Source organism: Streptococcus infantis, assembly GCF_964243025.1.
Classification (GTDB): Bacteria; Bacillota; Bacilli; order Lactobacillales; family Streptococcaceae; genus Streptococcus; species Streptococcus infantis_N.
This window is the reverse complement of sequence record NZ_CAXTDJ010000001.1, coordinates 37,464-61,182: the sequence shown is the minus strand read 5'-3', so window position 1 is coordinate 61,182 and position 23,719 is coordinate 37,464. Positions and strand designations below refer to the sequence as shown.

Here is a 23,719-nt window from a genome sequence, read left to right as displayed (position 1 = left end):
CTTTAGTTAGATAAATAATGTGTTTGTGCCATGTAAATCAATTGTTTCGTATCTCTTGGCAATAAAGCTCTAGCCTCTTCCAAATTCAGATTTGGATAAACCCGCTTATTTGAAACCGCAAGAGGAAGTCTGATGGTTAGTTCAGGATTTTTTAAAATCATCTCAACGAAATCCGTTAATCTTAGATTGTCACGGTTCTTAAATCGTAATAAATTGGGAGATAAAAATTCAAAACAATCAGAAGAATAGCTCATCATCTCAATTAATTTATCCTTTGTCATTTCAGAAACTGAATGACAAGATACCTCTATGCCATAGTTTTGGAAGAAGTCTAAAAGAAGTTGATTTCTTTGGCTATTTTTACTTAGATAGAGATCAATCATGGGAGACCTCCCAAAGATTCGGTTCCATTTGATATTCTGAGACTATTAAGGAATCTAATAAATTTGCGAAGTTAATCGGTTTCTTGTCTTCATCATAAGCTTTTACAGTTACTTGGGTTGTAAGTATTCCCTCTTTTCCCTCGGCTCGATAGCCTTGTCCATATAAAACAAAAACAAGATTCTGATTATCATCTACAAAGGCATCAGCTCCGTTCTTTATATCCTGACTTTCAAGGAATTCCATAACGTTTTGAAGATAGGATTCATAAAATAGTGGGTAATTATGTTTTTTATGGTAATCATCTAAAAATGTCACTTCAAACTCACATGGATAATTGGGCATCAAAAATATTTGTTCATCCAGCTGTTTGATCTCTGCATCATGTAATTGTGTTTCTAATTCATCACAATCTAGTATTGACTCTTTATTTAAAGCTTTCATCTTTTTCCTCTACTTCTTTTAATTTCTTTGCGATTGCAGCAATCACAGGTACTGTTACGCTATTACCAGCTTGTTTATAGAGCTGACTATTACTAGAGACTTTTCTAGCAGCTTCAAAAGCCCAATCAGGAAAGCCCTGCAGGCGAAAACACTCTTTAGGAGTGATTCGTCGTATTCTCAAACGGTAAAATTGTCCATCTATTAATACACCGGCTACATGATAAACTTGTTTATCTTCTCCTTCATAACTAGCAACTACTACTCCCATTTGACCACTAGTTGTTAACGTATTCGCTATACCTTTTCCAACTCTACCACGCCGATACTGAGAACTTGGTCTTTCTAAATTGATTGAATCTCCAATCTCTGCTTGAGCATATCCTTTTTTCGTTGCTTCCCGTACTTTTAGAAATTGGATTGGTTCTGGAATCAGTATTTTGGGGATTTTATCTCCTCCTTGCATCGTAGTCAGTGTTGGAGATAAGCCCTCACTTCCATAGACGCGACCAGTTTCCTTAAAGCTAGTTGGTAAATCCCCAACAACGACAATACCATGGCGATCCTGAGTATTTAAAGTAAACATTGGCTCTTGATTATCCTTGAAACGTCTACCATTTTGTCTTTTTTCTAATCTGTCTGGTGTCATACAAGGAATCGCAACTTTAAATCCTTCTCCTTTTCCACGAACTAAGGTTGGCGCAAGACCTTCTGAATAATAGACTTTACCACTCATTCCACTTCTTGATGGATTCAAATTTCCTAGTGCTTTCAAATTCTCAGAGTTAGTTGCTTGACCTTCTCGTCTGAAAGGAAATAAGAGTCTGGTACCTTTCTTTCTAGAATGTCCGATAATAAACACCCTCTCTCTGTTTTGGGGAACGCCAAAATCCTTACTGTTAAGCACCTGCCACTCAACATCAAACCCCAACTCATCAAGTGTGGTAAGGATTGTGGTGAACGTCCGTCCCTTATCGTGATTGAGTAAGCCTTTAACATTTTCAAGAAAAAGAAAACGTGGTTGGATTTGTTTGGCCGCCCGAGCAATTTCGAAGAACAAAGTTCCTCTAATATCTTCAAATCCCAATCGTCTTCCTGCGATTGAAAATGCTTGACAAGGGAATCCCCCACAGATGATATCGACTTTCCCTCTAAGTTTTTTAAATTCGTCATCTGAAACATCTCGTATGTCATGAAATTCGATTTCTCCTTCCGTTTGAAAAATGGATTTATAAGATTCTCTAGCAAATTTATCAATCTCGCAAAATCCAATACACTCGTGTCCGACACTTTCCATTCCAAGTCGAAAGCCACCGATACCTGAAAATAAATCAATAAATCTCATTTCTTTATCACCCCTTTCTGATCGACTATCAATGCCCAAAGAGTCATACCGCTTGAAATTAAAATGAGCAAAACTAATATCCACTCGATTGACGACATCTAACCACCTCCTTTTCTAACACGGTTATTCCAAACAGAATACAGGCCATTAAACACAAATTCAGCAAGTACTTCCGCTCTTCTAACAAAGCGAACATTGTCAAGAGCATACTGATAGATTCTCTCAAAATCAGTCATAGCAATTTCACTGGCTGTTTCAGAAAAACCTTCTCGTCTAAATTGATCTTGTACCAATCCCCAAATATAATCTTGATCATATTTTGTGACCTTTTCTACTTTTCTTTTCAAGATAGGTTGAGTATACCTCTCCTCCTCATCCTCAATAAATAAAGAATCAGTCTCACTATATTTAGTCTCACTAACTTCAGTTTCACTAGGGGCTGAATGTGAGACGGGGGCCGTTTCATTTTCATCCTGCCCTAGTCTTTTTTTAACACTAGGCCTGTTTGAATTAGCTACTGGGGTAGAAGACAATTCCCCTAAATAAATCTTATTAGCAAGTCTCCCTTTCTCACTTGAAGACTGTTGAACTTCATCAATTAAGTCATATTCTTTAAGAATCTTTTTGATGGACAATAATTTTGACTTAGAACAACCTAACAACTTCATCAGTTTAGAATTAGAAAATACTAAATAAACCGCCCCTTCTTCATCTATCCAACCACGACTGAGAGATAATTCTAAACGATCTTTTAAAATAGAATAAGCCACCTTTACTTCTAGTTTCATATCCATATATTTTTCATCCTCAAAAAGAATTTTAGGTAATTTATAATACCGTTCTGAAGTATGGTATTGATTTGCGGTAATTCGTTTCATAGAGCTCCTCCTAGTTCTTTGAGTATTAAATCTCCACTTGATTCCAATCGAACCAAGCCACTTTTTTCTAATTCTGCCATAAGAGAGATGGCTTCAACAATATCAATTCCCATTTCACGTACTAAAAATGAAATGACAATATAGCGTGATGATTGTAATTCTTTTGTCATTTTCCCTCCTGAAAATAAAAAAAGGAGAACAATATTCAATTGTTCTCCACGATAAATTTGTTAAAAAGAAAAACCCTGCCAAATTAATTTTTGGTAGGGTTTTTGGTAGGAAACTAAATTAATTTATCAGTTTCTAAAATGTGTTCACGATTCTAAAAGGCTGATACTATAGTATTCCGAATTCTAATTGGTATATGCCTCTTATTTAAGAGTAACTGAAGCTCCAGCTTCTTCCAATTTAGCTTTGATTTCTTCAGCTTCTGCAGTTGCAACGCCTTCTTTAACAAGTGCTGGTGCACCATCAACAAGTTCTTTAGCTTCTTTAAGTCCAAGACCAGTGATTTCACGTACAACTTTGATAACGCCAACTTTTTTGTCACCAGCAGCTGTCAATTCAACGTCAAATGAGTCTTTAGCAGCACCAGCGTCAGCAGCACCAGCTGCAGCAACAGCTACAGGAGCAGCTGCAGTTACACCAAATTCTTCTTCGATAGCTTTTACAAGGTCGTTCAATTCAAGGATTGAAGCTTCTTTAATTTCAGCAATAATGTTTTCAATGTTCAATGCCATTGTTATTTCCTCCAAATAAGTTTAAATTTAATTTTGTTATTTTTTTGTAGCTAGGCTACGCTGCGTAGCTTATGATTAAGCTGCGTCTTCTTTGTTGTCTGCAACCGCTTTGACTGCAAGAGCAACGTTGCGCACTGGCGCTTGAAGTACAGAAAGGAGCATAGAAAGAAGTCCTTCGCGACTTGGAAGAGTTGCAAGAGCAACGATTTCTTCTTTTGATGCGACAGCGCCTTCGATTGCACCACCTTTGATTTCAAGTGCTTCAGCGTTTTTAGAAAAGTCGTTCAAGATTTTCGCTGGCGCGATAACATCTTCGTTAGAAAATGCTACTGCAGATGGTCCAACAAAAACAGATGCAAGATCTTCAAGACCAGCTTTTTCAGCTGCACGACGTAAGATTGAGTTTTTAATAACTTTATACTCAACTTCGCTTCCACGAAGCTCACGACGAAGAACTGTATCTTGTTCAACTGTCAAACCACGAGCGTCTACAACGACGATTGATGCAGCAGCTTTCATTTTCTCAGCTACTACGTCAACTAGTTCCGCTTTTTTAGCAATAATTGCTTCACTCATTAGTGTGTTCACCTCCGTAATTATTTTGCTTGGGGAATTTTTCCAAAAGAAAAACGCGCCCAAACCTAGACACGAAAGTACAATACGCTTCTTTTTACATGATACGTTTTGTCCTCGGTAGGATATTTATGAGTCTTGCTCCCCTACTGTCTTAGGCAGTTTTTTCAAACCGTCTATAAGTATATCACAAGAATTCTATCAAAGCAAGTATTTTTTAAAAAAATTTGAGTTTTTTCTCAGTTCTACTGACACTTAGAGAAGAATATTTAAATATTTTCTCAGTAAATGGAAAAGATTGGTACCAAGGTATTATAGATTAAGAGCGCATGAAAGATCAACATTAACACATGAAATATGAATGGAGTATTTTCCATGGTTTGAATATCCTGATTAGATTTTTGATTGTCTAAGAAAAAAGTTAATGACAAGAAAAGTAGGATTACGCCATAAATAATGCTAATATGATAAAGAATGAGCCCTATGATACTGAAATAGAGGAAACCGAATATGGGTATCGAGAAAACAATCAGAGCTAAGGAACCAAATGCGATTCTTATTATCGAAATCATTAAGAAACTATAGGCTGTATATGTAGTAAATTTAGATACTTGGAATCCTAATTTTTTCTGCTTAGATATGTAATGAATGATAAAAATTGGATAAAGAATATCTACCATCTTAACTCTCTATTCTTTCTAAGATACTTTACTTTATTTTAACTATTTTTCCTTCAAAATTCAATTTCTATCTTGACGGATAATATTATTTAGTGTACTATACAACTGTATATACATATAAAAGGAGTTATTATGAATACACAAAAGAAAACCCAATTCATGACTTTAACCGCATTGCTAACCGCTATTGCTATTTTGATTCCCTTGGTGATGCCCTTCAAGATTGTTATTCCGCCCGCTTCTTACACCCTAGGAAGCCACGTTGCAATCTTTATCGCTATGTTTCTTTCTCCTTGGATGGCAATCTTTGTCATTATAGCTTCTAGCCTAGGATTCCTCATGGCTGGTTATCCAATTGTCATTGTACTTCGAGCTTTCTCCCATATCTTTTTCGGCACTTTGGGAGCCTTCTATCTGCAAAAACATCCTCAAACCTTAGATAATCCAAAATCTTCCTTGATTTTTAACTTTATACTTGGTTTAGTACACGCTATTGCCGAAGTCTTTGCTTGTATTATCTTCTATGCTAGTACAGGAACAGACCTAAAAAATATGTTCTATGTTCTCTTTGTACTGGTTGGTATTGGTACAATTATTCATAGTATGGTAGACTATTACTTAGCATTAGCTGTTTATAAAGCATTGAAAAAACGCCGTTAAGCGTTAAGAAAGAAGAATATGACAAAAAATCGAAAAGAAGCACTTCTACAACTCTTAAAAGAAGCTCAAAAACCTCAAAACGGAAAAAGCTTAGCAGAACATTTTCATGTCACTCGCCAGATTATCGTTCAAGACATTGCAGTTCTTCGTGCAGACGGTGCTCCTATCTTATCAACCAATCGTGGATATATTTATAAAGAAAGCAAAACCAATCCGTATGTTCACAAGCTGTTTAAAGTAAAGCACGAGATGGAAGAAATTGGTCAAGAACTTCTAGCTATCGTCGATAATGGGGGACGTGTTCAGAATACCTTAATTGATCATCCTGTCTACGGGGAAATTGAAACCTTGCTCAAACTCTCTTGTCGCCGTGACGTTCAGCATTTTTTAGAGCAAGTCGAACGGTCTGACTTTAGACCACTTTCTGAATTAACAGATGGCGTCCATTATCACCTAGTCGAAGCTGAAAACGAACAAGACCTCCTCTATATCGAGAAGGCCTTGGACAAGTTAGGGTATTTGGTAAAGGATTAAAAAGTTCTTTTTTCCCATCCGTCTTCTGTACGATGACGGTAGAAAAATTCAGACTTGTCTGGAGCTTCCATCATCTTCATCAAAGCTAACATATCATAGGCCAGATCCAAATATGGAATCTGGTCTTTTTGTACCCAGGAAACTTCTCCTTCTTCAGATGATTGTAGAGTACCAGTAAACTCAGTCGCCTTGTAACAAAAGACAATATAACGCTCACCTGTATCTAAGGGCCAATTTTTAATGCCGACAAGTTGAGGATTTTGAATCGTCAGACCTGTTTCCTCGTATATTTCGCGAATAACTGACTCTGCAAAAGCCTCTCCGTCTTCGACATGTCCTCCTGGAAAGGCATAGCCAGACCAGCGATTGCTTTCGGGTGAACGATACTGCATGACCACGCGCTGCTTTTCTAGATCTTCAATCATACAAATATTAGTAAGAATGGTTAATTGTGCTCGAGACATAGGACTCACTTTCTAATCTTTAATTTTCTATCTTATACTTAACTTTAGATTTCATAATCAAAGGATTAACTAAGTCATGATATTCATGAATTTCATGGAGCAAGGAACCTCTGATGATTCTAATTTCATTATTTTCTTTATTAACGTAGTAGTCTATATTGATTGGCATAGATGAATCTGGAACCATGGAGAAAAAGAAAAATATCACGAACCAGATTATGAGAGCAAAGAATCCGCTGAGAGCTTGAAAAATCAAATGATGCCATTGAAAGATTCTTGTTTTATAAAAGATTGTCCATGGATGGATAAATAGGGTTAAGCAGAGACCAAAAAACCAGACATTCCACAAAACTGGGGTAAAAGCTAAACCAAATAAACCTAGGACAAAATGAATTAAGGCAAATACCAAGAACAGTAGGTAAAGAATCCTAAATATTGTTAGATGTTTTCTCATGATTAACTCCTTTTCTTTTCAATATATCTCATAAATAAAATCATTAAAGCAGCTACGGTAAAAAAGACCAGATAGGTTGCTATAGGAAACCAAATATAGCGGTGATCTAGGGATAAGAGAGATGGCAAAATCCCTTTACTATTTTTTCCACCAACCCCGATAAAGAGATGAACTATTAAACCGATACTATTAAGATAGATAAATAAATCTGCGAATCTTTTTATTGTCATCCTTGCCCCAGACAAGTCTAGGAACCAATAGTCAAATAACCGATATATCAGACAAAAAAGATTTATATATAGTGGAAAACTATAGTTGATATCTCTGTATGGCGAAGGAATAGGAAGACTTTCAAAAATTAGATTCAAACTTAGTCCTATTGCTAGGACAAGACCGAGGATCAAGAAGAATCCTAAAAATTTATGAGAATCTAGCCAAAGATGAAAACTTTCTCTCCTTGAGAGATTCTTTTTTGTATTTGAATTTCTTTTATTCTTTTTCATTTGAGTGGACTTTCCCTATTTTCTTCTTGTCCATTTTTCTTTTCAATATGCTTGGAAATTAAAATGATTAAAGCAGGTACTAAGAAGAAAATTATATAAGTAAGGATTGGAAACCAGATGTAGCAGTGATCTAAGGTTAGCAAGGGAGGAATAGACTTTCTATTTTTACCCATTATTCCGAAAAATGAGTGAAACAACAAACCTACTCCATTTAGGTACAAGAATGGATTTGCAAAATCTTGAACTCTAGTCATTCCATCGAAATTATCTCTAAAAATACCCTGATAAAGTATATTCACTAAGAATATTAGATTCATAATAAGCGGAAAGACATAATTGAGGTTTTGATATGGTTTTGGAACAAAAGTTGTTCCAAGCAACAAATAAAATAACCCGATAGCTGAAAACCAAAATACACTACAATCTAATAGAAAAGCTATTTTTGAATGCTGTAACAACCACAATTTTACTTTATCTAGCCAGCTCATTTTTCGATTTTGCTTATAGTGTTTTTTTGATGTTTTCTCTTTTTTATTATCTTGTTTCATGATAGTTTTTTAACTTCTTCAGCTACCTTTTGGAGATGGTGTTCCCGTATGCTAGCAGTGTTCACATCTCGTCCGACTTCACCTAGTATGCACACGCGCTTGGTTTTAATTCCACAGTGATTCAAGACGGCATTTTTCAAAACTGAGATGCCATAGCTATCTGGAATGTTGATAGGACCCGAAAAGATTTTGTACCACCAAGTGGGCGCCATGGAGGTTGCGTAAATACTGGCTGTTTTCCCTTTTAATAACTTTTTAAACTGCTTGCCTCTAAGGTAATTCCAGATGAAGCTTCCTTGATCATTAGCAGAGTAAGCAATCCCCGGTGTAAAAACCCGATCAATCCAGCCCTTCATAAGGCTCGGCATACTACTCCACCAGATGGGATAAACGAAGATCAGGTGATCCGCCCACTGGATTAATTCTTGGGAACGAAGGATAAAAGAATCTTCTTCCATACGTTTTCGATAGCCATAACGTAAAACAGGATCAAAGTCCTCCTCATTAAAGTTGATGACTTCAAGTTCATGGCGATCTGAGTCAATATTTTCTACAATGGTTTGAAAAATAGCCTGACAGTAACTTTCCTTATCAGGGTGTCCATTGATGACTAGAATTTTCATTCGTCTTCTCCTATCTAATCCAACGCCTTGACTTCCAACATCATATCACGGATTTGAGCTGCGAGTTCAAAGTCAAGCACTTCGACGGCTTCTTGCATTTGTTTTTCCAGTTTCTTTACCAGTTCTTTACGTTCTTGTTTATTGAGGCTATTGATATCGACTTCCTTGTCTTCTTCCTTGGCAACTGCCTTGGTTACAGAGATTAAGTCACGGATTTCTTTCTTAATCGTTTGTGGCACGATACCGTGTTCTTCATTATAAGCCATCTGGATTTTACGACGGCGAGCCGTTTCATCGATGGCTTTTTGCATAGACTGCGTCATCGTGTCCGCATACATGATGACATGCCCCTCGCTATTACGGGCAGCACGACCAATGGTCTGGATCAGGCCACGTTCGTTACGAAGGAAACCTTCCTTATCCGCATCGAGAATAGCAACTAGACTCACCTCTGGAACGTCAATCCCTTCACGAAGGAGGTTAATCCCTACCAAGACATCAAAGACTCCTAAACGCAGGTCACGGATAATCTCTGTTCGCTCCAGAGTCTTGATATCTGAGTGCATGTATTTGACCTTGATGCCCATTTCTTTGAAGTAGTCAGTCAAGTCTTCAGCCATTTTCTTGGTCAAGGTTGTAATAAAGGTCCGTTCGTTCTTTTCAACACGGGCATTGATCTCACCTAGGAGGTCATCAATCTGTCCCATAGTTGGACGGACTTCCACTTCTGGATCCAAAAGACCAGTCGGACGAATGATTTGTTCAATCACGGTATCAGTCTGTTCGTGTTCATAATCACCAGGTGTCGCTGACACATAGACAATTTGGTGAACATGACTTTCAAACTCTTCACGACGAAGAGGACGATTATCCAAGGCAGATGGCAAACGGAAACCGTAATTAACCAACATTTCCTTACGTGAACGATCTCCATTATACATGCCCTTGATCTGTCCCATAGTCATGTGGCTCTCATCAATCATAATCAAAAAATCATCTGGGAAGAAATCAAGAAGGGTGTACGGTGGCTCTCCTTCGCTTCGTCCATCCATGTGGCGTGAGTAGTTTTCAACCCCGTTTGTATAACCCATCTCACGCAGCATCTCGATATCGTATTCTGTTCGCTGTTTCAAACGTTGAGCTTCAAGGAGTTTACCTTCCTTCTCAAAGATAGCTAACTGCTCCTCCAACTCAGCCTCAATCTTAGCAATAGCTACTTCCATATGGTCATCATTAGTCACAAAGTGAGTCGCTGGGAAAATCGCCAAATGATCCACTTCGCCGAGAACTTGACCAGTCAGAGCTTCGACTTCACGAATACGATCAATTTCATCCCCGAAAAACTCAACACGAAAGGCATGCTCATCACGAGAGGCTGGGAAAATCTCCACCACATCCCCACGGACACGGAATCTTCCACGCTGAAAATCAATGTCATTGCGCTCAAACTGAATGTCCACCAAATCATTAAGCAGTTTATCTCGAGAAATCTCAAGACCCGGACGCAAACTTACCACGCTATCAGCGTATTCTTTAGGAGAACCCAAACCATAGATACAAGATACAGATGCTACAATGATAACGTCATTACGCTCCAAGAGGGCTGATGTTGCGGAGTGACGAAGCTTGTCAATTTCATCATTAACAGAACTATCTTTTTCGATGTAGGTATCGCTTGATGGCACATAGGCTTCCGGCTGGTAGTAATCGTAATAGGATACGAAATACTCGACCGCGTTTTCAGGGAAAAATTCCTTGAACTCCCCATATAGTTGCCCTGCAAGAGTTTTATTGTGGGCAATGACTAGGGTTGGCTTATTAACTTGAGCAATGACCTGGCTCATGGTATAGGTCTTCCCCGTACCAGTCGCTCCCATCAGGATTTGCGCCTTTTCTCCACCCTCAATATTATCCACCAACTGTTCAATGGCCTGCGGTTGGTCCCCAGACGGTTGGTATTTGGATACTAGTTTAAATTTGTTGTCTGTAATTCGATTTATCATAATAGCCTCATATACATTTTCTATCCTTCTATTTTACCATAAAAAGGAAAGAGTTTCTGTTTCTCAACAGACCACCTCACTTTGTTCTATGTTATATCTTCTTACATCGAAATATAAAATGTTTGCCGTTCTTCAACTTTTTTGATATAATTTAAAAATATCTTGAAAGGAGACATCACATGAAGAAAAAAATTCTAGCTTGTTTGCTTATTTTATTTCCTATTCTTTCACTAGGAATAGTAAAAGCTGACACAGAAAAAACCAAGTATGTTATCGCCAGTGACTCATCTTTTGCGCCATTTGTTTTCCAAGACTCAAGCAATCAATACACTGGTATCGATATGGATCTAATCAAGGCAATCGCTGAAGACCAAGGTTTTGAAATCGAGATTACCAATCCAGGTTTTGATGCTGCTATTAACGCAGTCCAATCTGGACAAGCAGACGGTATCATTGCAGGTATGTCAGTGACTGATGCTCGTAAAGAAACTTTTGATTTCTCTGATTCTTACTATACAGCAAATACTATTCTTGGTGTTAAAGAATCAAGTACCATTTCTTCTTATGAAGATTTGAACGGTAAGACTGTAGGTGTGAAAAATGGTACTGCTTCACAAACCTTCCTAACAGAAAATCAAAGCAAGTACGGTTACAAGATCAAAACTTTTTCTGATGCTGCATCTATGTATGATAGCTTAAACACTGGTTCAATTGATGCCGTTATGGACGACGAACCTGTTATTAAATACTCTATTAGTCAAGGACAAAAGTTAAAAACACCAATCGCAGGTACACCAATCGGAGAAACTGCCTTTGCAGTTAAAAAAGGAAGTAATCCAGAATTGCTAGAGAAGTTTAACAAGGGACTCGCAAACCTTAAGGCGAATGGAGAATTCCAAAAAATCCTTGATAAGTATCTAGCTAGCGATTCTACTACTACAAGTTCATCAGCTGATGAAACAACTATTTGGGGATTGTTGAAAAACAACTACAAACAACTTCTCAGTGGACTCGGAATTACTCTCTCATTAGCACTGATTTCATTTGTAATTGCGATTTTCATCGGAATTATCTTCGGTATTTTTAGTGTCAGCCCTTATAAATCACTCCGTTTGATTTCAGAGATTTTCGTTGACGTTATCCGTGGTATTCCATTGATGATTCTTGCTGCTTTCATTTTCTGGGGCATTCCTAACTTTATCGAATCTCTTACAGGTCAACAAAGTCCAATCAACGACTTTGTCGCTGGTACTATCGCACTTTCCCTAAACTCAGCTGCCTACATCGCTGAGATTGTTCGTGGTGGTATCAAGGCCGTGCCTGTTGGACAAATGGAAGCCAGTCGAAGCCTAGGTATTTCATATGGAAAAACCATGCGTAAGATTGTCTTGCCACAAGCAACCAAGCTCATGCTTCCAAACTTCGTCAACCAATTTGTTATCGCTCTTAAAGATACAACAATCGTATCTGCAATCGGTCTGGTAGAACTCTTCCAAACTGGTAAGATTATCATTGCTCGTAACTACCAAAGTTTCAAAATGTATGCAATTCTCGCAGTCTTCTACCTTGTGATTATCACTCTTCTAACTAGATTAGCGAAACGCTTAGAAAAGAGGATTCAATAATGGCAAAATTAAAAATTGACGTTCATAACTTACATAAACAATATGGTAAAAACAAAGTCCTTAAAGGAATTTCAGCGAAATTCTATGAAGGAGATGTTGTTTGTATCATTGGACCTTCTGGTTCAGGTAAGTCAACTTTCTTGCGTAGCTTAAATCTCCTCGAAGAAGGAACAAAAGGAAGCATCACAGTTAATGGCTATGATTTGACGGATAAATCTACCAACGTAGACCATGTTCGTGAAAATATCGGAATGGTGTTCCAGCACTTCAATCTCTTTCCACATATGACCGTATTGGAAAATATCACTTTCGCTCCTGTAGAGCACAAGTTAATGACTAAGGTTGAAGCTGAAAAATTGGGTATGGAACTCCTTGAAAAAGTTGGGCTTGCTGACAAGGCCAATGCCAATCCTGAAAGTCTATCCGGTGGTCAAAAGCAACGTGTGGCTATCGCTCGTGGTTTAGCAATGAACCCTGATATCATGCTCTTTGACGAGCCAACTTCTGCCCTTGACCCTGAGATGGTTGGCGATGTTCTGAATGTTATGAAAGAGTTGGCTGAACAAGGCATGACCATGATTATCGTAACCCACGAAATGGGATTCGCTCGTAAGGTTGCCAATCGAGTTATCTTTACAGCAGACGGTGAATTCCTAGAAGATGGTACACCTGATCAAATCTTTGACAACCCACAACACCCTCGTCTAAAAGAATTTTTAGACAAGGTCCTCAACGCTTAAAAAACTGCAAGGTAAACCTTACAGTTTTTTTCTCACTTGTATTGGAATTTTGGATTTTTTAGAAAATTATGATAAAATAAAGGGTATGAAAATGGGGATTCCTCATGCCTAGGATATCTAGGAAAGTAAATAGAAATTAGGTAGCTGGATGTCATCTAAAGTTATTGTTACAATTTTTGGTGCTAGTGGAGATTTAGCTAAACGTAAGCTCTACCCTTCACTCTTTAGACTTTATAAATCAGGTAATTTGTCTGATCATTTTGCTGTTATTGGAACCGCTCGTAGACCTTGGAGTAAGGAGTATTTTGAATCTGTTGTTGTCGAATCTATTTTAGATTTGGCAGATAGCGCAGAAGAGGCTCAAGCTTTTGCTAGTCATTTTTACTATCAAAGTCATGATGTTAATGACACTGAGCACTATATCGAATTACGTAAGCTTCAGGCTGAGTTAAATGAAAAATATCAAACTGAACACAACAAGCTCTTCTTCCTCTCAATGGCACCACAATTCTTTGGTACCATCGCCAAACACCTCAAGTCTGAGCAAATCGTTGACGGTAAAGGCTTTGAACGTTTGATCGTTGAGAAACCTTTTGGAACCGACTATGAAACTGCAAGCAAACTAAACGAAGAGCTTCTAGCTACTTTTAACGAAGAGCAAATCTATCGTATCGACCATTATCTTGGTAAAGAGATGATTCAGAGTATCTTTGCCATTCGTTTTGCCAATATGATCTTTGAAAATGTTTGGAATCGGGAACATATTGATAATGTGCAAATTACCTTTGCAGAACGTCTAGGTGTTGAAGAGCGTGGTGGCTACTATGATGAGTCTGGTGCCCTTCGAGACATGGTTCAAAACCACACACTTCAGCTTCTGTCACTCCTTGCTATGGATAAGCCTGCAAGCTTTACAAAGGATGACATTCGCGCAGAGAAAATCAAGGTCTTCAAGAACCTTTACCACCCTACAGATGAGGAACTTAAAGAGCACTTCATCCGTGGGCAATACCGTTCTGGTAAAGTTGATGGCATGAAATACATTTCTTACCGCAGCGAACCAAATGTCAACCCAGAATCAATGACAGAAACCTTCGCTTCAGGTGCCTTCTTTGTAGATACCGATCGCTTCCGTGATGTACCTTTCTTCTTCCGTACAGGTAAACGCCTAACTGAAAAAGGAACACACGTAAACATCGTCTTCAAACAAATGGATTCAATCTTTGGAGAACCACTAGCACCGAATGTGCTTACCATCTACATCCAACCGACGGAAGGATTCTCTCTTAGCCTTAACGGTAAAGAAGTTGGAGAAGAGTTCAAACTTGCACATAATTCGCTTGATTACAGAACTGATGCTACAGCTACAGGTGCTTCACCAGATCCTTATGAAAAGCTAATCTACGATGTATTGAATAACGATTCAACTAACTTTAGCCACTGGGAAGAAGTTAGCGCTTCTTGGAAATTGATTGACCGTATTGAGAAGCTTTGGGCTGAAAACGGTGCTCCACTTCATGACTACAAGGCTGGTAGCATGGGACCTCAGGCTAGTTTTGATCTCCTTGAAAAATATGGTGCCAAATGGACATGGCAACCAGATATCGCCTATCGTAAAGATGGTCGTTTAGAATAATCAAAAACATCCTGCAAGAATTCTTGCAGGATTTTCTTTTATATCAAACCTTCTAGAAGGCCCTTCATAAAGTTTTCAGAGTTAAACTCACCGATATCATCGATTTTTTCACCAAAACCAATTAGCTTAACAGGGATATTGAGTTCCTCACGGATAGCAAGAACAACCCCACCTCGAGCAGTTCCATCAATCTTGGTTAAGACAATCCCTGTAACAGGAGTAATTTTTGAGAATTCTTTAGCTTGTACAAGAGCATTTTGACCAGTTGAGGCATCAAGAGCTAGGAAGGTTTCATGAGGTGCTTCTGGCACTACGCGTTTGATGATACGACCAATCTTTTCCAATTCTGCCATTAAGTTTTCTTTGTTTTGCAGACGGCCTGCTGTATCAATCATGAGAATATCAATGCCTTCTGCTACTGCTCGTTCCATCCCATCAAAGACAACGCTGGCTGGATCTGCCTTCTCAGGGCCAGTAACGACAGGAACATCTACACGACGTCCCCATTCTGCTAACTGAGCAACCGCACCCGCACGGAAGGTATCAGCAGCAACAAGCATAACCTTTTTACCAGCTTTTTTGTATCGATTAGCTAATTTACCAATTGAAGTTGTTTTCCCGACTCCATTAACTCCAACAAAAAGCATAACCGTTAATCCATCTTGGAAGTTAATATTTTCATTATAAATGCCGTCCTTTTCGTATAGCTCCACCAATTTTTCGATGATAACACGACGAAGGGCATCAGGTTTCTTAGCATTCTCAAGCTTGGCTTCATAACGCAATTCTTCCGTAAGATTTGAAGCCACCTGCACACCAACGTCACTCATGATGAGTAGCTCTTCTAGTTCCTCAAAGAAATCTTCATCGACTGAGCGGAAATTTGCAAAGAAAGCATTCAAACGGGCACCGAATCCCGTACGCGTTTTCTTAAGACTACGGTCATATTTTTCTTGTTCAGTCTCTTGGACTTGAGAAGTTTCTTCGATTGCTTGGTTTGCTTCCTCTTCCTCAAAAAAACCTGTTTCTGCTTCGTCTGATTGAGTCTGAACAATTTCTTCCTCGTCACTATCATTTGAAGTTGCTTCTTCAACATGAGTCAATTCCTCTTGAGGACTATCGGCTTCTTGGACTTGATTTAACTCTTCTTGAGAAACCTCAACTTCGTCAACTGATTCTACAATAGTTTCTTCGTCAACCTCTGCTTTAAATAAGTCTTCATCATTTTCTTCGGCTACGACAGTCCCATCTTGCTCTTTGACTTCGATATTTTCAGACTCTAGCGTCTCAGTTTGCTCGATATCATCCGATAAATCAATGTTTTCTAGAGCTTCTTTGACAACATCTTCAATTTTAGGTTCTTCTATTTTTCCAAATAAACGGTCAAATAATCCCATTCTTTAGTTCTCCTTCAGTACATATTTTTCAATTGCCCAGGCGACAGCTTCTTCGTCATTAGTCATTGGTGTTACCACATTTGCCACAGCCTTAACTGCCGGCACAGCATTTTGCATAGCGACACCGAGACCGGCCCACTCAATCATCGAAAGGTCATTAGCCTCATCTCCGCAGGCCATAACCTGACTTTGGTCAATTCCCAGGTGTTCAATCAGTTTAGATAATCCTGTCGCCTTATGAACATTCTTTGGTGACCATTCTAGCAAGAGTTCACGTGATTTAAAAATTTCATACTGGTCGTATAATTCTGGTGAAATCTTTTGAATAGCTGCATCCAAAGGTTCCTGAGGAAATGCAGTCACACATTTATTGTATGTTAGCTGACTAGACAAATCTTCAAAAGCAGTTGGAACAAAAGTTAGAGCCGGGTTAAACTGAGCATATAAACTTTCTTGGTCAGACTGAATCTGGTAAACTGTTCCTTCTGAAATTGCATCTAAAGGAATGCCTAGTTTTTCAGTTTCTTCATAAATACGTGTCACATCATCAATTGAAAAGACTGTCTTATCAAGAATCTCACCTGTATTTTTTTGAACCAATCCACCGTTGAATGTGATAGTAAATTCGTCATCGTGACCATCTGTTCCAAGCTCTTTAAGGAAGAAATCCATGGCCTTGAGAGGACGTCCAGTTGTTAGGACTACTTTGACACCCTGTTCACGCGCAGCCTTTAAAGTCGCCTTGGTACGATCAGTCAATTTCTTGTCTGTCGTCAGCAAGGTTCCATCCAAATCTAGGGCAATTAATTTAATATCTGCCATTATAATCCCTCCATATAAGCGATAACTGATTGATCTTTATGGTGACCGATAACTGTTTCGGCAAGTTCCAAAATCTCTGGACGAGCATTTTCAGGTGCGACTGGGTGCCCTACAACCTGCATCATATGAAGGTCATTGAGGTTATCTCCAAAAGCCATCACTTGGTCCATATCCAGATTTAACTTCTTAGCCAATTCGACAATCGCAACTCCCTTGTCCACATAATCAAGAACAATATCAATGGATTCAAAACCTGTCGTCATTGCCTTAACACCAGGCACATGTTCATTGACCCAAGCTTCGCCGGCTTCTACTGTCTCTTCTGTAAAGTTCGTTGTGAATTTGAAAATTTCATCGGTGATATCTTCTAGACTAGCTACTTTTTGAATATTCTCATTGTAATGATGACTAAACATGAGATAGGTTTCATCTACAGTATCTAAAACATAGCAAGCTTTCTTACCAGTCAAGAGCATCTTCCTCTCATCGAAATAAGGTGAAGTCTTTAGCTTTTCAAAAGTTGATAGGTAAAAATCTCTAGGCATGGTCGCTTCATAGAGGTCTTGTCCATGAAAACGAACGAGACTCCCATTTTCGGCGATAAAAATAATCTCATCTTTGACATCCGCAAAATGTTTCTCTAAGGACAAAAGACCGCGGCCAGAAGCTACAGCAAAGTAAATCCCTTTTTCTTTATAAGAATGGAGAAGCTTTTTTAAGCGCTCCATATCAAATTGGCCAGCTTCATCCAAAAAAGTCCCGTCCATATCAGTTGCGACTAGTTTAATCATAAATACTTCTATTCTCCAGTTGTAAATCTATCTTCTATTATACCATAGAAAAAGTAAAAAAAGACGTGCTGAATTGACACGTCCTTGTATTCTATAAAACTATCCGTAGGGCCAATTGTTATTAAAAATATAAGCCCCTCTCCACACTTTCCTGAATCAAATCTTCCGTCAGTTTCCATAATTCTTCTGATTCACTTTTTATGAACTTTTTCTTATCTAATACCATGTCTGCACTGATATTATCAGGGTTATAATCTAATTCTGACACTTCTAAGTGATTTATCAGTGGTACCAATGCATCGATTACTCTTGCATATCTTGATTCAGCACTCTGTCCTTTTTCAAATTCCAACCACAAATTTTTCATATTAAAATATTTATCTTCTGGAAGGAGGCTCATTGTTATTTCTATAGATTCTAACTCTCTATCATGAGAATGAATCTTTTTTTCATCATCAAAAACCCAAGTATCTCCGGCATAAATCTCACCTAAATCATGAATCAATAACATAGAAATAACTTTTTCCATTTTTAACTTTTCAGGATAATAATCTTGAAGAACTATAGCAGCTATAGCACCTTGCCAAGAATGCTCGGCACTATTTTCAAATCTTCCATCAAGCGTTCTATTAAATCTTGTTACTGACTTTAACTTCTCTATTTCTTTAATAAAATCGACTGAATTCTTTAAATTACTCATTGTAGCTCCTATCTTATTTAAAATTTTAGATATAATACCAAAAAATATTAATTTCATCAAATATTTCCCGTATTTGCAAAAATAAAATAGCGCCTAATCCATACGAGATTAGACGCTTGATTAAACTTGTAATTTGTAAAATATTTATCAATCGAGTGATTGAACTTTCCTACCATCAATCAATTCCAAGTCTTTTTATCCATATTTGGCAAAGAGAGCTTAAACTTAATAATAAAGAGTCGAATCACAAAACCGACAATTGAGAGAATGATAAAAGCAGTGATTCTTGGAAAGTGAAGGACAAAGGCCAACCAGTAATAAATAACGCCAATTACAAAAGATAAAAGGGCATAGATGTCCTCTTTTAGAACACTTGGGACTTCATTAATCAAGAGATCTCGGATGATACCTCCGCCAGCACCTGTTAAACAGGCCAAAATCCCTGCAGACATCAAGTTCAATTTACTATCAGCTAAAGCTGTAGCCCCGATTAGAGAGAAGATAATCAATCCAATCGAATCAAAGATGAGATAGGTTTCTCTCAGCCACTTATAGAATTTTTTTTCTTGACTAGCATTGGCTTGTTTTGAAGTCACAAAGGCATACATAATAACAGCTACAAGAATAGAGACATAAATCGGTCTAGGATCTGCGAGAGCGGAGGGAAAACGACTGATAATAGAATCTCTTAAAATACCCCCGCCTACTGCCGTTACAATTGCTAATAAACTAATTCCAAAAATATCTAAACGTTTACCAAATCCTTTGATGGCTCCTGACGCCGCAAAGGCTATAGTCCCAATATAATTACAAATCATTAGGAATAGGTCAAAATCCATGTAAGCTCCTCAATTTATTTTTGTAACCTTTCTGACTTCTTGAAGGTCATTCTACATGCTCTAGCTTGAAATGTTATATTGAAAACAAACTAAGCATCCATATTTTCTAAATCTTTAAGTTTAACAGAGACAATCTTAGAAACACCAGATTCTTGCATAGTTACTCCATAAATAGAGTCTGCGGCTGCCATGGTTCCCTTACGGTGGGTAACAACGATAAACTGGCTATCCTTGTCAAATCGGTTAAGATAATCCCCAAAGCGTTTAACGTTAGCTTCATCGAGTGCAGCCTCTACTTCATCCAAAATAACAAATGGAATGGTCTTGACACGAATGATTGAGAAAAGTAGAGCCAAAGCTGACAAGGCCTTCTCTCCACCACTCATGAGGTTGAGAGATTGGATTTTCTTACCTGGCGGTTGAACAGAGATTTCAACACCTGCTGTCAGTATATCTCCCTCGGTCAGGATTAGGTCCGCTTGACCACCACCAAACATCTGCTTGAAGGTCACTTTGAAGGATTCACGAATCGCTTCAAAGGTTGATTTAAATCGTTCCTTCACTTCATCGTTCATCTCTGTAATGGTTTCAAGAAGAAGATTTTTAGCCGAAAGAATGTCATCACGCTGACTATTTAAGAATTCCAAGCGTTCGTGAACTTCGTCAAACTGTTCAATAGCATCCAAATTGACTGGACCAAGTGAACGGATAGATTTTTCCAGATCCTTGACCTCTTGTTCAGCGACAACCAAATCTTCTACCGGATTGGCTTGTTCTAAAGCTTCCGTATAACTAATCTGGTATTCGTCAGTCAGTTGACCTTGAAGATAGCGAAGGCGGTCCGTAATCTTCTCTTTGGTTGCTTCTGCACGTGTTTGCTTACGAATCCATTCTTCATTTTGCTGACGAGCTTGTTCTAAATGACTAGCAATATCATCCAATTGACCTTCAATATCATCCAGTTCAAACTGCTTACGAATGAGTCCTTGTTGAATTTCTTCCTTCTGACTCTTGGCTTCTGCTTCTTGCTTGGCCAAAAGTTCCGTATCAACCTTTTCAAGATTGTCTACCTTTTCTTGGAGGAGGCGTTCGATTTCATCTTGCTCCATATCAAGGTATTCAAGCTCTTTGTTAATCCGTTCAATATCTGCAACTTCGTAACGTTTTCGCCCTATCATTTCTGTTTTGAGCAGACGTTCTTGGGAAAGTTTATTCTGCAAGCTTTGATAACGTTCTTGAATCGCATTTTTATTGGACTTGATTTCTTCAATTTCTGATTCCAGTTTTTGCTTTTCAGTTGCGATGATTGAGAGACGTTCTTGGCATTTTTCTTTTTCAGCTTGCCAATCTCCACCTCTGAGATTGTTTAATTCTTTTTCCTGAAGTTCTAACAGTGTTTCGAGTTCTTCGACTTGTTGGCAAGTTTGTTGATAAGCCAGATATAAGCCTTGCTCCTCTATTCTAGCTTGCTCTCCTTGAGACTTAATAGTCTCCAAAGTTTGACTGAGGGCTGTCAAGCCTTCTTGAAGTGATTTCAGATTTTCTTCCTCTTGACGAAGAAGTTTTTCTTCCTTAGCAATTTCTTTTTGCAACTGCTCCAATTCAGGCTTGATGAAAATACTGTTATTTTGACGATTTGCACCACCAGCATAAGAACCACCTGTTCGCAATTCTGTACCATCTAGCATTACCATCCGAACCTGATAACGTACCTTACGAGCTGCATCACGTGCATGCTCTACCGTATCAAAGATTGCTGTTGTAGCAAGCAAGTTTTTAAATATTGCTTCATGCTTGGCATCAAAAGTAACCAGTTCATCTGCCATTCCAAGAAAACCTGGACTTGCAGCAATCATCTCTTGATTCTGACTAGAAATGCTACGAGCCTTGATGGTTGTTAAAGGTAGGAAAGTCGCACGACCAGCTCGATTTCGTTTAAGGAAGTCGATAGCCTTAGTCGCAGCCTGTTCATCTTCGACGATGATATGTTGGCTACTTGCCCCGAGGGCGATTTCAAGAGCTGTTTGATAACGAACATCAAAAGTTAAATGTTCACTGACCGCTCCGACAATACCGCCCAGGCGATTTTTTTCTTGTAGAACACTTTTAACACCCGCATAGAAATTACTATGGTTTTTAAGAATGTTTTCCAGACTTTGCGCCTTGGCCTGCTTGTTTTTCAGACTATCCAAAAGGTCAAAAAGTTGATTTTGCTGACTTTGATAAGCCTGCTTTTGTTCTTCTTCCTGTTTAGCATTCGTCTGATAGTCAGCAAGCAAGGTCTGTACTTTTTCTTTTGCTGATTTAAGAGCAGTTTCTTGCTCACTAGCCTTAGACTTGGCAGAAACTAATTGTTCCTTCAAGGACTCCAATTGTTCTTCTTGCTTTTGAGTCTGTTGGCGACTATTTTCAAGGTCATTCTCAATCCGTGTCAACTGATTAGAGACATCCGCTTCTTCCTGCAAGAAAGCAACAAAGCGCTCACGCAGTTGCTCAATCATCTGATCTGGATCATCAGAAAATGCTACTAACTCAGCTTCTAAACGGTTGAGCTCCTTGGTATTAACTGCTAGATTTGCTTCTAACTGACTGAGATTTGTTTCTTTTTCTTCCTTCTCTTGAATAAGAGCATTTCTCTTTTCATCCAAACTAGCTAAACGAGCTTGAGCCTCTTGTTTATTGAGAGCAACCTGCTCTGTCTCCAGTTTAGACAAGGCTAATTTCCGTTCCAAATCACTGATTAGAGCAGTCAAATCCATCAAACTCGTTTGATCTTTAGCCATCTCTGCTTGTAAATCTTGTCTCTGCTTCTTGAGAGATTGATTTTCAAGTTCTAGTGACTCGCGTTTTTGATAATAACTAGTCAACAGTTCTTGAACTTGGTTTAATTCTTCTTCTGTTAGATCCAATTCAGCCTTATTGGCTTGAATTTGTGCAACTAAAACATCTAAGTAGATGGCTTTACGCTGACCGTCCAAGTCCATAAATTTACGAGCTGTTGCTGCTTGCTTTTCTAATGGTTTGATTTGATTATCTAACTCATAAATGATATCTTCCAAACGATCCAAGTTGTCCTGAGTTTGTTGGAGCTTGCTTTCAGTTTCTTTTCGACGGGTTTTATATTTCAAAACTCCGGCAGCTTCTTCAAAAATAGCGCGACGTTCCTCAGGCTTAGAGTTAAAGATTTCTTCAACCTTCCCTTGGGAAATAATAGAGAAGGAATCACGTCCAAGTCCAGTATCCAAGAAAAGGTCATGAATATCACGAAGACGAACTTTTTTACCGTCAATCTTGTATTCACTGTCTCCAGTACGATAGATGTGACGCTCCACCTTGATTTCCTGTCCTGCATCCTTGATGAAACCGTCCTGATTATCTAGAGTAACAACTACAGAAGCATAGTTTAATGGTTTTCTACTTTCTGTTCCTGCAAAGATAACATCTGGCATCTTCCCACCACGAAGACTTTTGACACTGGATTCCCCAAGAGCCCAGCGTAAACTTTCTGTGATGTTAGATTTTCCAGAACCATTGGGTCCTACAACTGCTGTAACTCCCTGGTCAAAAACAACCTTGGTCTTATCAGCGAAGGACTTAAACCCCTGAATCTCAATTTCTTTTAAATACATGAATCCAGTCCTTCCTCAACTGCATTTTTAGCGGCTTCTTGCTCGGCCAATTTTTTTGATCTTCCTTGACCCCTACCTAAACTTTGACCCTCGACAAGAACTTCAACCTCAAACATCTTATCGTGGGCAGGTCCGATCTCTGAAATGACCTGATAACGAATATCAACATCACCATTGACTTGAAGTAATTCTTGGAGGTGAGTCTTGTAGTCTTTAATCATCTCAAAATCACCAGCCTCAACCTTCGGTATCATGACCTGGTAGATAAACTCTTTTACTGTAAGTAGATCCTTATCTAAAAGCAGGGCACCCAAAAAGGCTTCGAAAGCATCTCCCAAGATGGTATCTCGATTACGGCCTCCAGATTTTTCCTCTCCCTTTCCTAGCTTGATAAACTGGTCAAACTGGCAGTCACGGGCAAAACCAGCCAAACTCTCTTCACGTACAATCATGGCACGGAGTTTAGACAGGTCACCTTCTGGTTTTTTAGGATATTTTTTGTACAGATATTCTGAAATTAATAATTGCAGAACAGCGTCTCCTAAAAATTCCAAGCGTTCGTTGTGTGAAATTTTTAAGAGGCGGTGCTCATTGGCATAACTAGTGTGAGTAAAAGCTGTTTCAAGTAATTGTTTATCTGAAAAAACAAGCCCAAAACGTTGCTCTAACACGGTTTCTAATTCTCTCATAAGAACCTCTTTCTAAAACATTAT

25 protein-coding genes and 1 other annotated feature are annotated in these 23,719 nt (G+C 38.5%); of the genes, 5 read left to right on the top strand and 20 right to left on the bottom strand.

Translation table 11 applies throughout. The features are described from left to right. Window positions 1–2: 2 nt before the first annotated feature. The 7 genes from ACESNQ_RS00330 to rplJ form a co-directional block, all read right to left on the bottom strand. Entirely contained in the window at window positions 3–383 is a 381-nt protein-coding gene (locus tag ACESNQ_RS00330; protein WP_001845485.1) for a thioredoxin domain-containing protein, read from the bottom strand. Beyond that, window positions 376–825, bottom strand: coding sequence for a hypothetical protein (locus ACESNQ_RS00325; RefSeq protein WP_373074177.1), 450 nt, complete (start codon window positions 823–825; stop codon window positions 376–378). The genes ACESNQ_RS00330 and ACESNQ_RS00325 overlap by 8 nt, the downstream gene beginning before the upstream one ends. Next, entirely contained in the window at window positions 809–2,167 is a 1,359-nt protein-coding gene (gene dcm, locus ACESNQ_RS00320) for a DNA (cytosine-5-)-methyltransferase (protein ID WP_049498281.1), read from the bottom strand. Before dcm ends, ACESNQ_RS00325 begins: the two co-directional genes overlap by 17 nt. 98 nt (window positions 2,168–2,265) lie before the next feature. Continuing rightward, window positions 2,266–3,045 carry a replication initiator protein A gene (locus tag ACESNQ_RS00315; protein ID WP_000822760.1) on the bottom strand — a complete coding sequence of 260 codons (780 nt, stop codon included), beginning with the start codon at window positions 3,043–3,045 and terminating at the stop codon, window positions 2,266–2,268. Next, window positions 3,042–3,215, bottom strand: a complete 174-nt coding sequence (locus tag ACESNQ_RS00310; RefSeq protein ID WP_000159607.1) for a hypothetical protein — start codon at window positions 3,213–3,215, stop codon at window positions 3,042–3,044. Before ACESNQ_RS00310 ends, ACESNQ_RS00315 begins: the two co-directional genes overlap by 4 nt. A gap of 201 nt (window positions 3,216–3,416) precedes the next feature. Beyond that, window positions 3,417–3,785 (bottom strand): 50S ribosomal protein L7/L12, encoded by a 369-nt coding sequence (gene rplL, locus ACESNQ_RS00305; protein ID WP_001196963.1) that lies wholly within the window; start codon window positions 3,783–3,785, stop codon window positions 3,417–3,419. 75 nt (window positions 3,786–3,860) lie between these two features. Next, complete coding sequence (gene rplJ / locus ACESNQ_RS00300) at window positions 3,861–4,361, bottom strand: 50S ribosomal protein L10 (RefSeq protein ID WP_006152070.1); 501 nt, start codon at window positions 4,359–4,361, stop codon at window positions 3,861–3,863. A 38-nt stretch (window positions 4,362–4,399) separates the two neighbouring features. After that, window positions 4,400–4,535 (bottom strand) — a sequence feature (ribosomal protein L10 leader region). Between the two features lie 635 nt (window positions 4,536–5,170). On the opposite strand from rplJ, the gene ACESNQ_RS00295 reads away from it, so the two are divergent. Beyond that, window positions 5,171–5,698 (top strand): ECF transporter S component, encoded by a 528-nt coding sequence (locus tag ACESNQ_RS00295; RefSeq protein ID WP_373074175.1) that lies wholly within the window; start codon window positions 5,171–5,173, stop codon window positions 5,696–5,698. 18 nt (window positions 5,699–5,716) lie between these two features. After that, entirely contained in the window at window positions 5,717–6,232 is a 516-nt protein-coding gene (locus ACESNQ_RS00290) for a transcription repressor NadR (protein WP_254724281.1), read from the top strand. On the opposite strand, the gene ACESNQ_RS00285 is transcribed toward ACESNQ_RS00290, so the two are convergent. The 6 genes from ACESNQ_RS00285 to uvrB are packed head-to-tail and all read right to left on the bottom strand — an operon-like array spanning window position 6,229 to window position 10,827. After that, window positions 6,229–6,696, bottom strand: a complete 468-nt coding sequence (locus ACESNQ_RS00285) for an 8-oxo-dGTP diphosphatase (protein WP_373074172.1) — start codon at window positions 6,694–6,696, stop codon at window positions 6,229–6,231. The two genes, ACESNQ_RS00290 and ACESNQ_RS00285, sit on opposite strands and share 4 nt — an antisense overlap. 19 nt (window positions 6,697–6,715) lie before the next feature. Then, entirely contained in the window at window positions 6,716–7,150 is a 435-nt protein-coding gene (locus tag ACESNQ_RS00280; RefSeq protein ID WP_373074170.1) for a hypothetical protein, read from the bottom strand. 2 nt (window positions 7,151–7,152) lie between these two features. Then, window positions 7,153–7,653 (bottom strand): hypothetical protein, encoded by a 501-nt coding sequence (locus ACESNQ_RS00275; protein WP_373074169.1) that lies wholly within the window; start codon window positions 7,651–7,653, stop codon window positions 7,153–7,155. Then, entirely contained in the window at window positions 7,650–8,201 is a 552-nt protein-coding gene (locus ACESNQ_RS00270) for a hypothetical protein (RefSeq protein WP_373074167.1), read from the bottom strand. Before ACESNQ_RS00270 ends, ACESNQ_RS00275 begins: the two co-directional genes overlap by 4 nt. Further along, window positions 8,198–8,824 carry an NAD(P)H-dependent oxidoreductase gene (locus ACESNQ_RS00265; RefSeq protein WP_373074165.1) on the bottom strand — a complete coding sequence of 209 codons (627 nt, stop codon included), beginning with the start codon at window positions 8,822–8,824 and terminating at the stop codon, window positions 8,198–8,200. Before ACESNQ_RS00265 ends, ACESNQ_RS00270 begins: the two co-directional genes overlap by 4 nt. A 14-nt stretch (window positions 8,825–8,838) precedes the next feature. Then, entirely contained in the window at window positions 8,839–10,827 is a 1,989-nt protein-coding gene (gene uvrB / locus ACESNQ_RS00260; protein ID WP_070678101.1) for an excinuclease ABC subunit UvrB, read from the bottom strand. 179 nt (window positions 10,828–11,006) lie between these two features. Here uvrB and ACESNQ_RS00255 point away from each other — a divergent pair, with 179 nt between their 5' ends. From ACESNQ_RS00255 to zwf, 3 genes are all read left to right on the top strand, one after another. After that, entirely contained in the window at window positions 11,007–12,452 is a 1,446-nt protein-coding gene (locus ACESNQ_RS00255; RefSeq protein ID WP_373074163.1) for an amino acid ABC transporter substrate-binding protein/permease, read from the top strand. Next, a complete protein-coding gene (locus ACESNQ_RS00250) occupies window positions 12,452–13,192 on the top strand; it encodes an amino acid ABC transporter ATP-binding protein (RefSeq protein WP_373074161.1) in 741 nt (246 codons plus the stop codon). Before ACESNQ_RS00255 ends, ACESNQ_RS00250 begins: the two co-directional genes overlap by 1 nt. A gap of 148 nt (window positions 13,193–13,340) precedes the next feature. Next, window positions 13,341–14,828 carry a glucose-6-phosphate dehydrogenase gene (zwf, locus tag ACESNQ_RS00245; protein ID WP_006152232.1) on the top strand — a complete coding sequence of 496 codons (1,488 nt, stop codon included), beginning with the start codon at window positions 13,341–13,343 and terminating at the stop codon, window positions 14,826–14,828. Between the two features lie 38 nt (window positions 14,829–14,866). Here zwf and ftsY read toward each other — a convergent pair whose 3' ends face one another. The 7 genes from ftsY to rnc all read right to left on the bottom strand — a co-directional run bounded on the left by ftsY (window position 14,867) and on the right by rnc (window position 23,695). Continuing rightward, window positions 14,867–16,225 (bottom strand): signal recognition particle-docking protein FtsY, encoded by a 1,359-nt coding sequence (gene ftsY / locus ACESNQ_RS00240; RefSeq protein ID WP_373074159.1) that lies wholly within the window; start codon window positions 16,223–16,225, stop codon window positions 14,867–14,869. Window positions 16,226–16,228: 3 nt separating this feature from the next. Beyond that, window positions 16,229–17,047 carry a Cof-type HAD-IIB family hydrolase gene (locus tag ACESNQ_RS00235; protein WP_373074157.1) on the bottom strand — a complete coding sequence of 273 codons (819 nt, stop codon included), beginning with the start codon at window positions 17,045–17,047 and terminating at the stop codon, window positions 16,229–16,231. Continuing rightward, window positions 17,047–17,838, bottom strand: a complete 792-nt coding sequence (locus ACESNQ_RS00230; protein ID WP_373074155.1) for a Cof-type HAD-IIB family hydrolase — start codon at window positions 17,836–17,838, stop codon at window positions 17,047–17,049. The genes ACESNQ_RS00235 and ACESNQ_RS00230 overlap by 1 nt, the downstream gene beginning before the upstream one ends. Before the next feature lie 121 nt (window positions 17,839–17,959). Next, a complete protein-coding gene (locus ACESNQ_RS00225) occupies window positions 17,960–18,538 on the bottom strand; it encodes an HD domain-containing protein (protein WP_373074698.1) in 579 nt (192 codons plus the stop codon). A gap of 179 nt (window positions 18,539–18,717) precedes the next feature. Then, window positions 18,718–19,377, bottom strand: a complete 660-nt coding sequence (locus ACESNQ_RS00220) for a trimeric intracellular cation channel family protein (protein WP_373074153.1) — start codon at window positions 19,375–19,377, stop codon at window positions 18,718–18,720. 89 nt (window positions 19,378–19,466) lie between these two features. Then, entirely contained in the window at window positions 19,467–23,006 is a 3,540-nt protein-coding gene (smc, locus tag ACESNQ_RS00215; RefSeq protein ID WP_373074151.1) for a chromosome segregation protein SMC, read from the bottom strand. Then, complete coding sequence (gene rnc, locus ACESNQ_RS00210; RefSeq protein ID WP_373074149.1) at window positions 22,997–23,695, bottom strand: ribonuclease III; 699 nt, start codon at window positions 23,693–23,695, stop codon at window positions 22,997–22,999. The genes smc and rnc overlap by 10 nt, the downstream gene beginning before the upstream one ends. Between the last annotated feature and the right edge of the window lie 24 nt (window positions 23,696–23,719).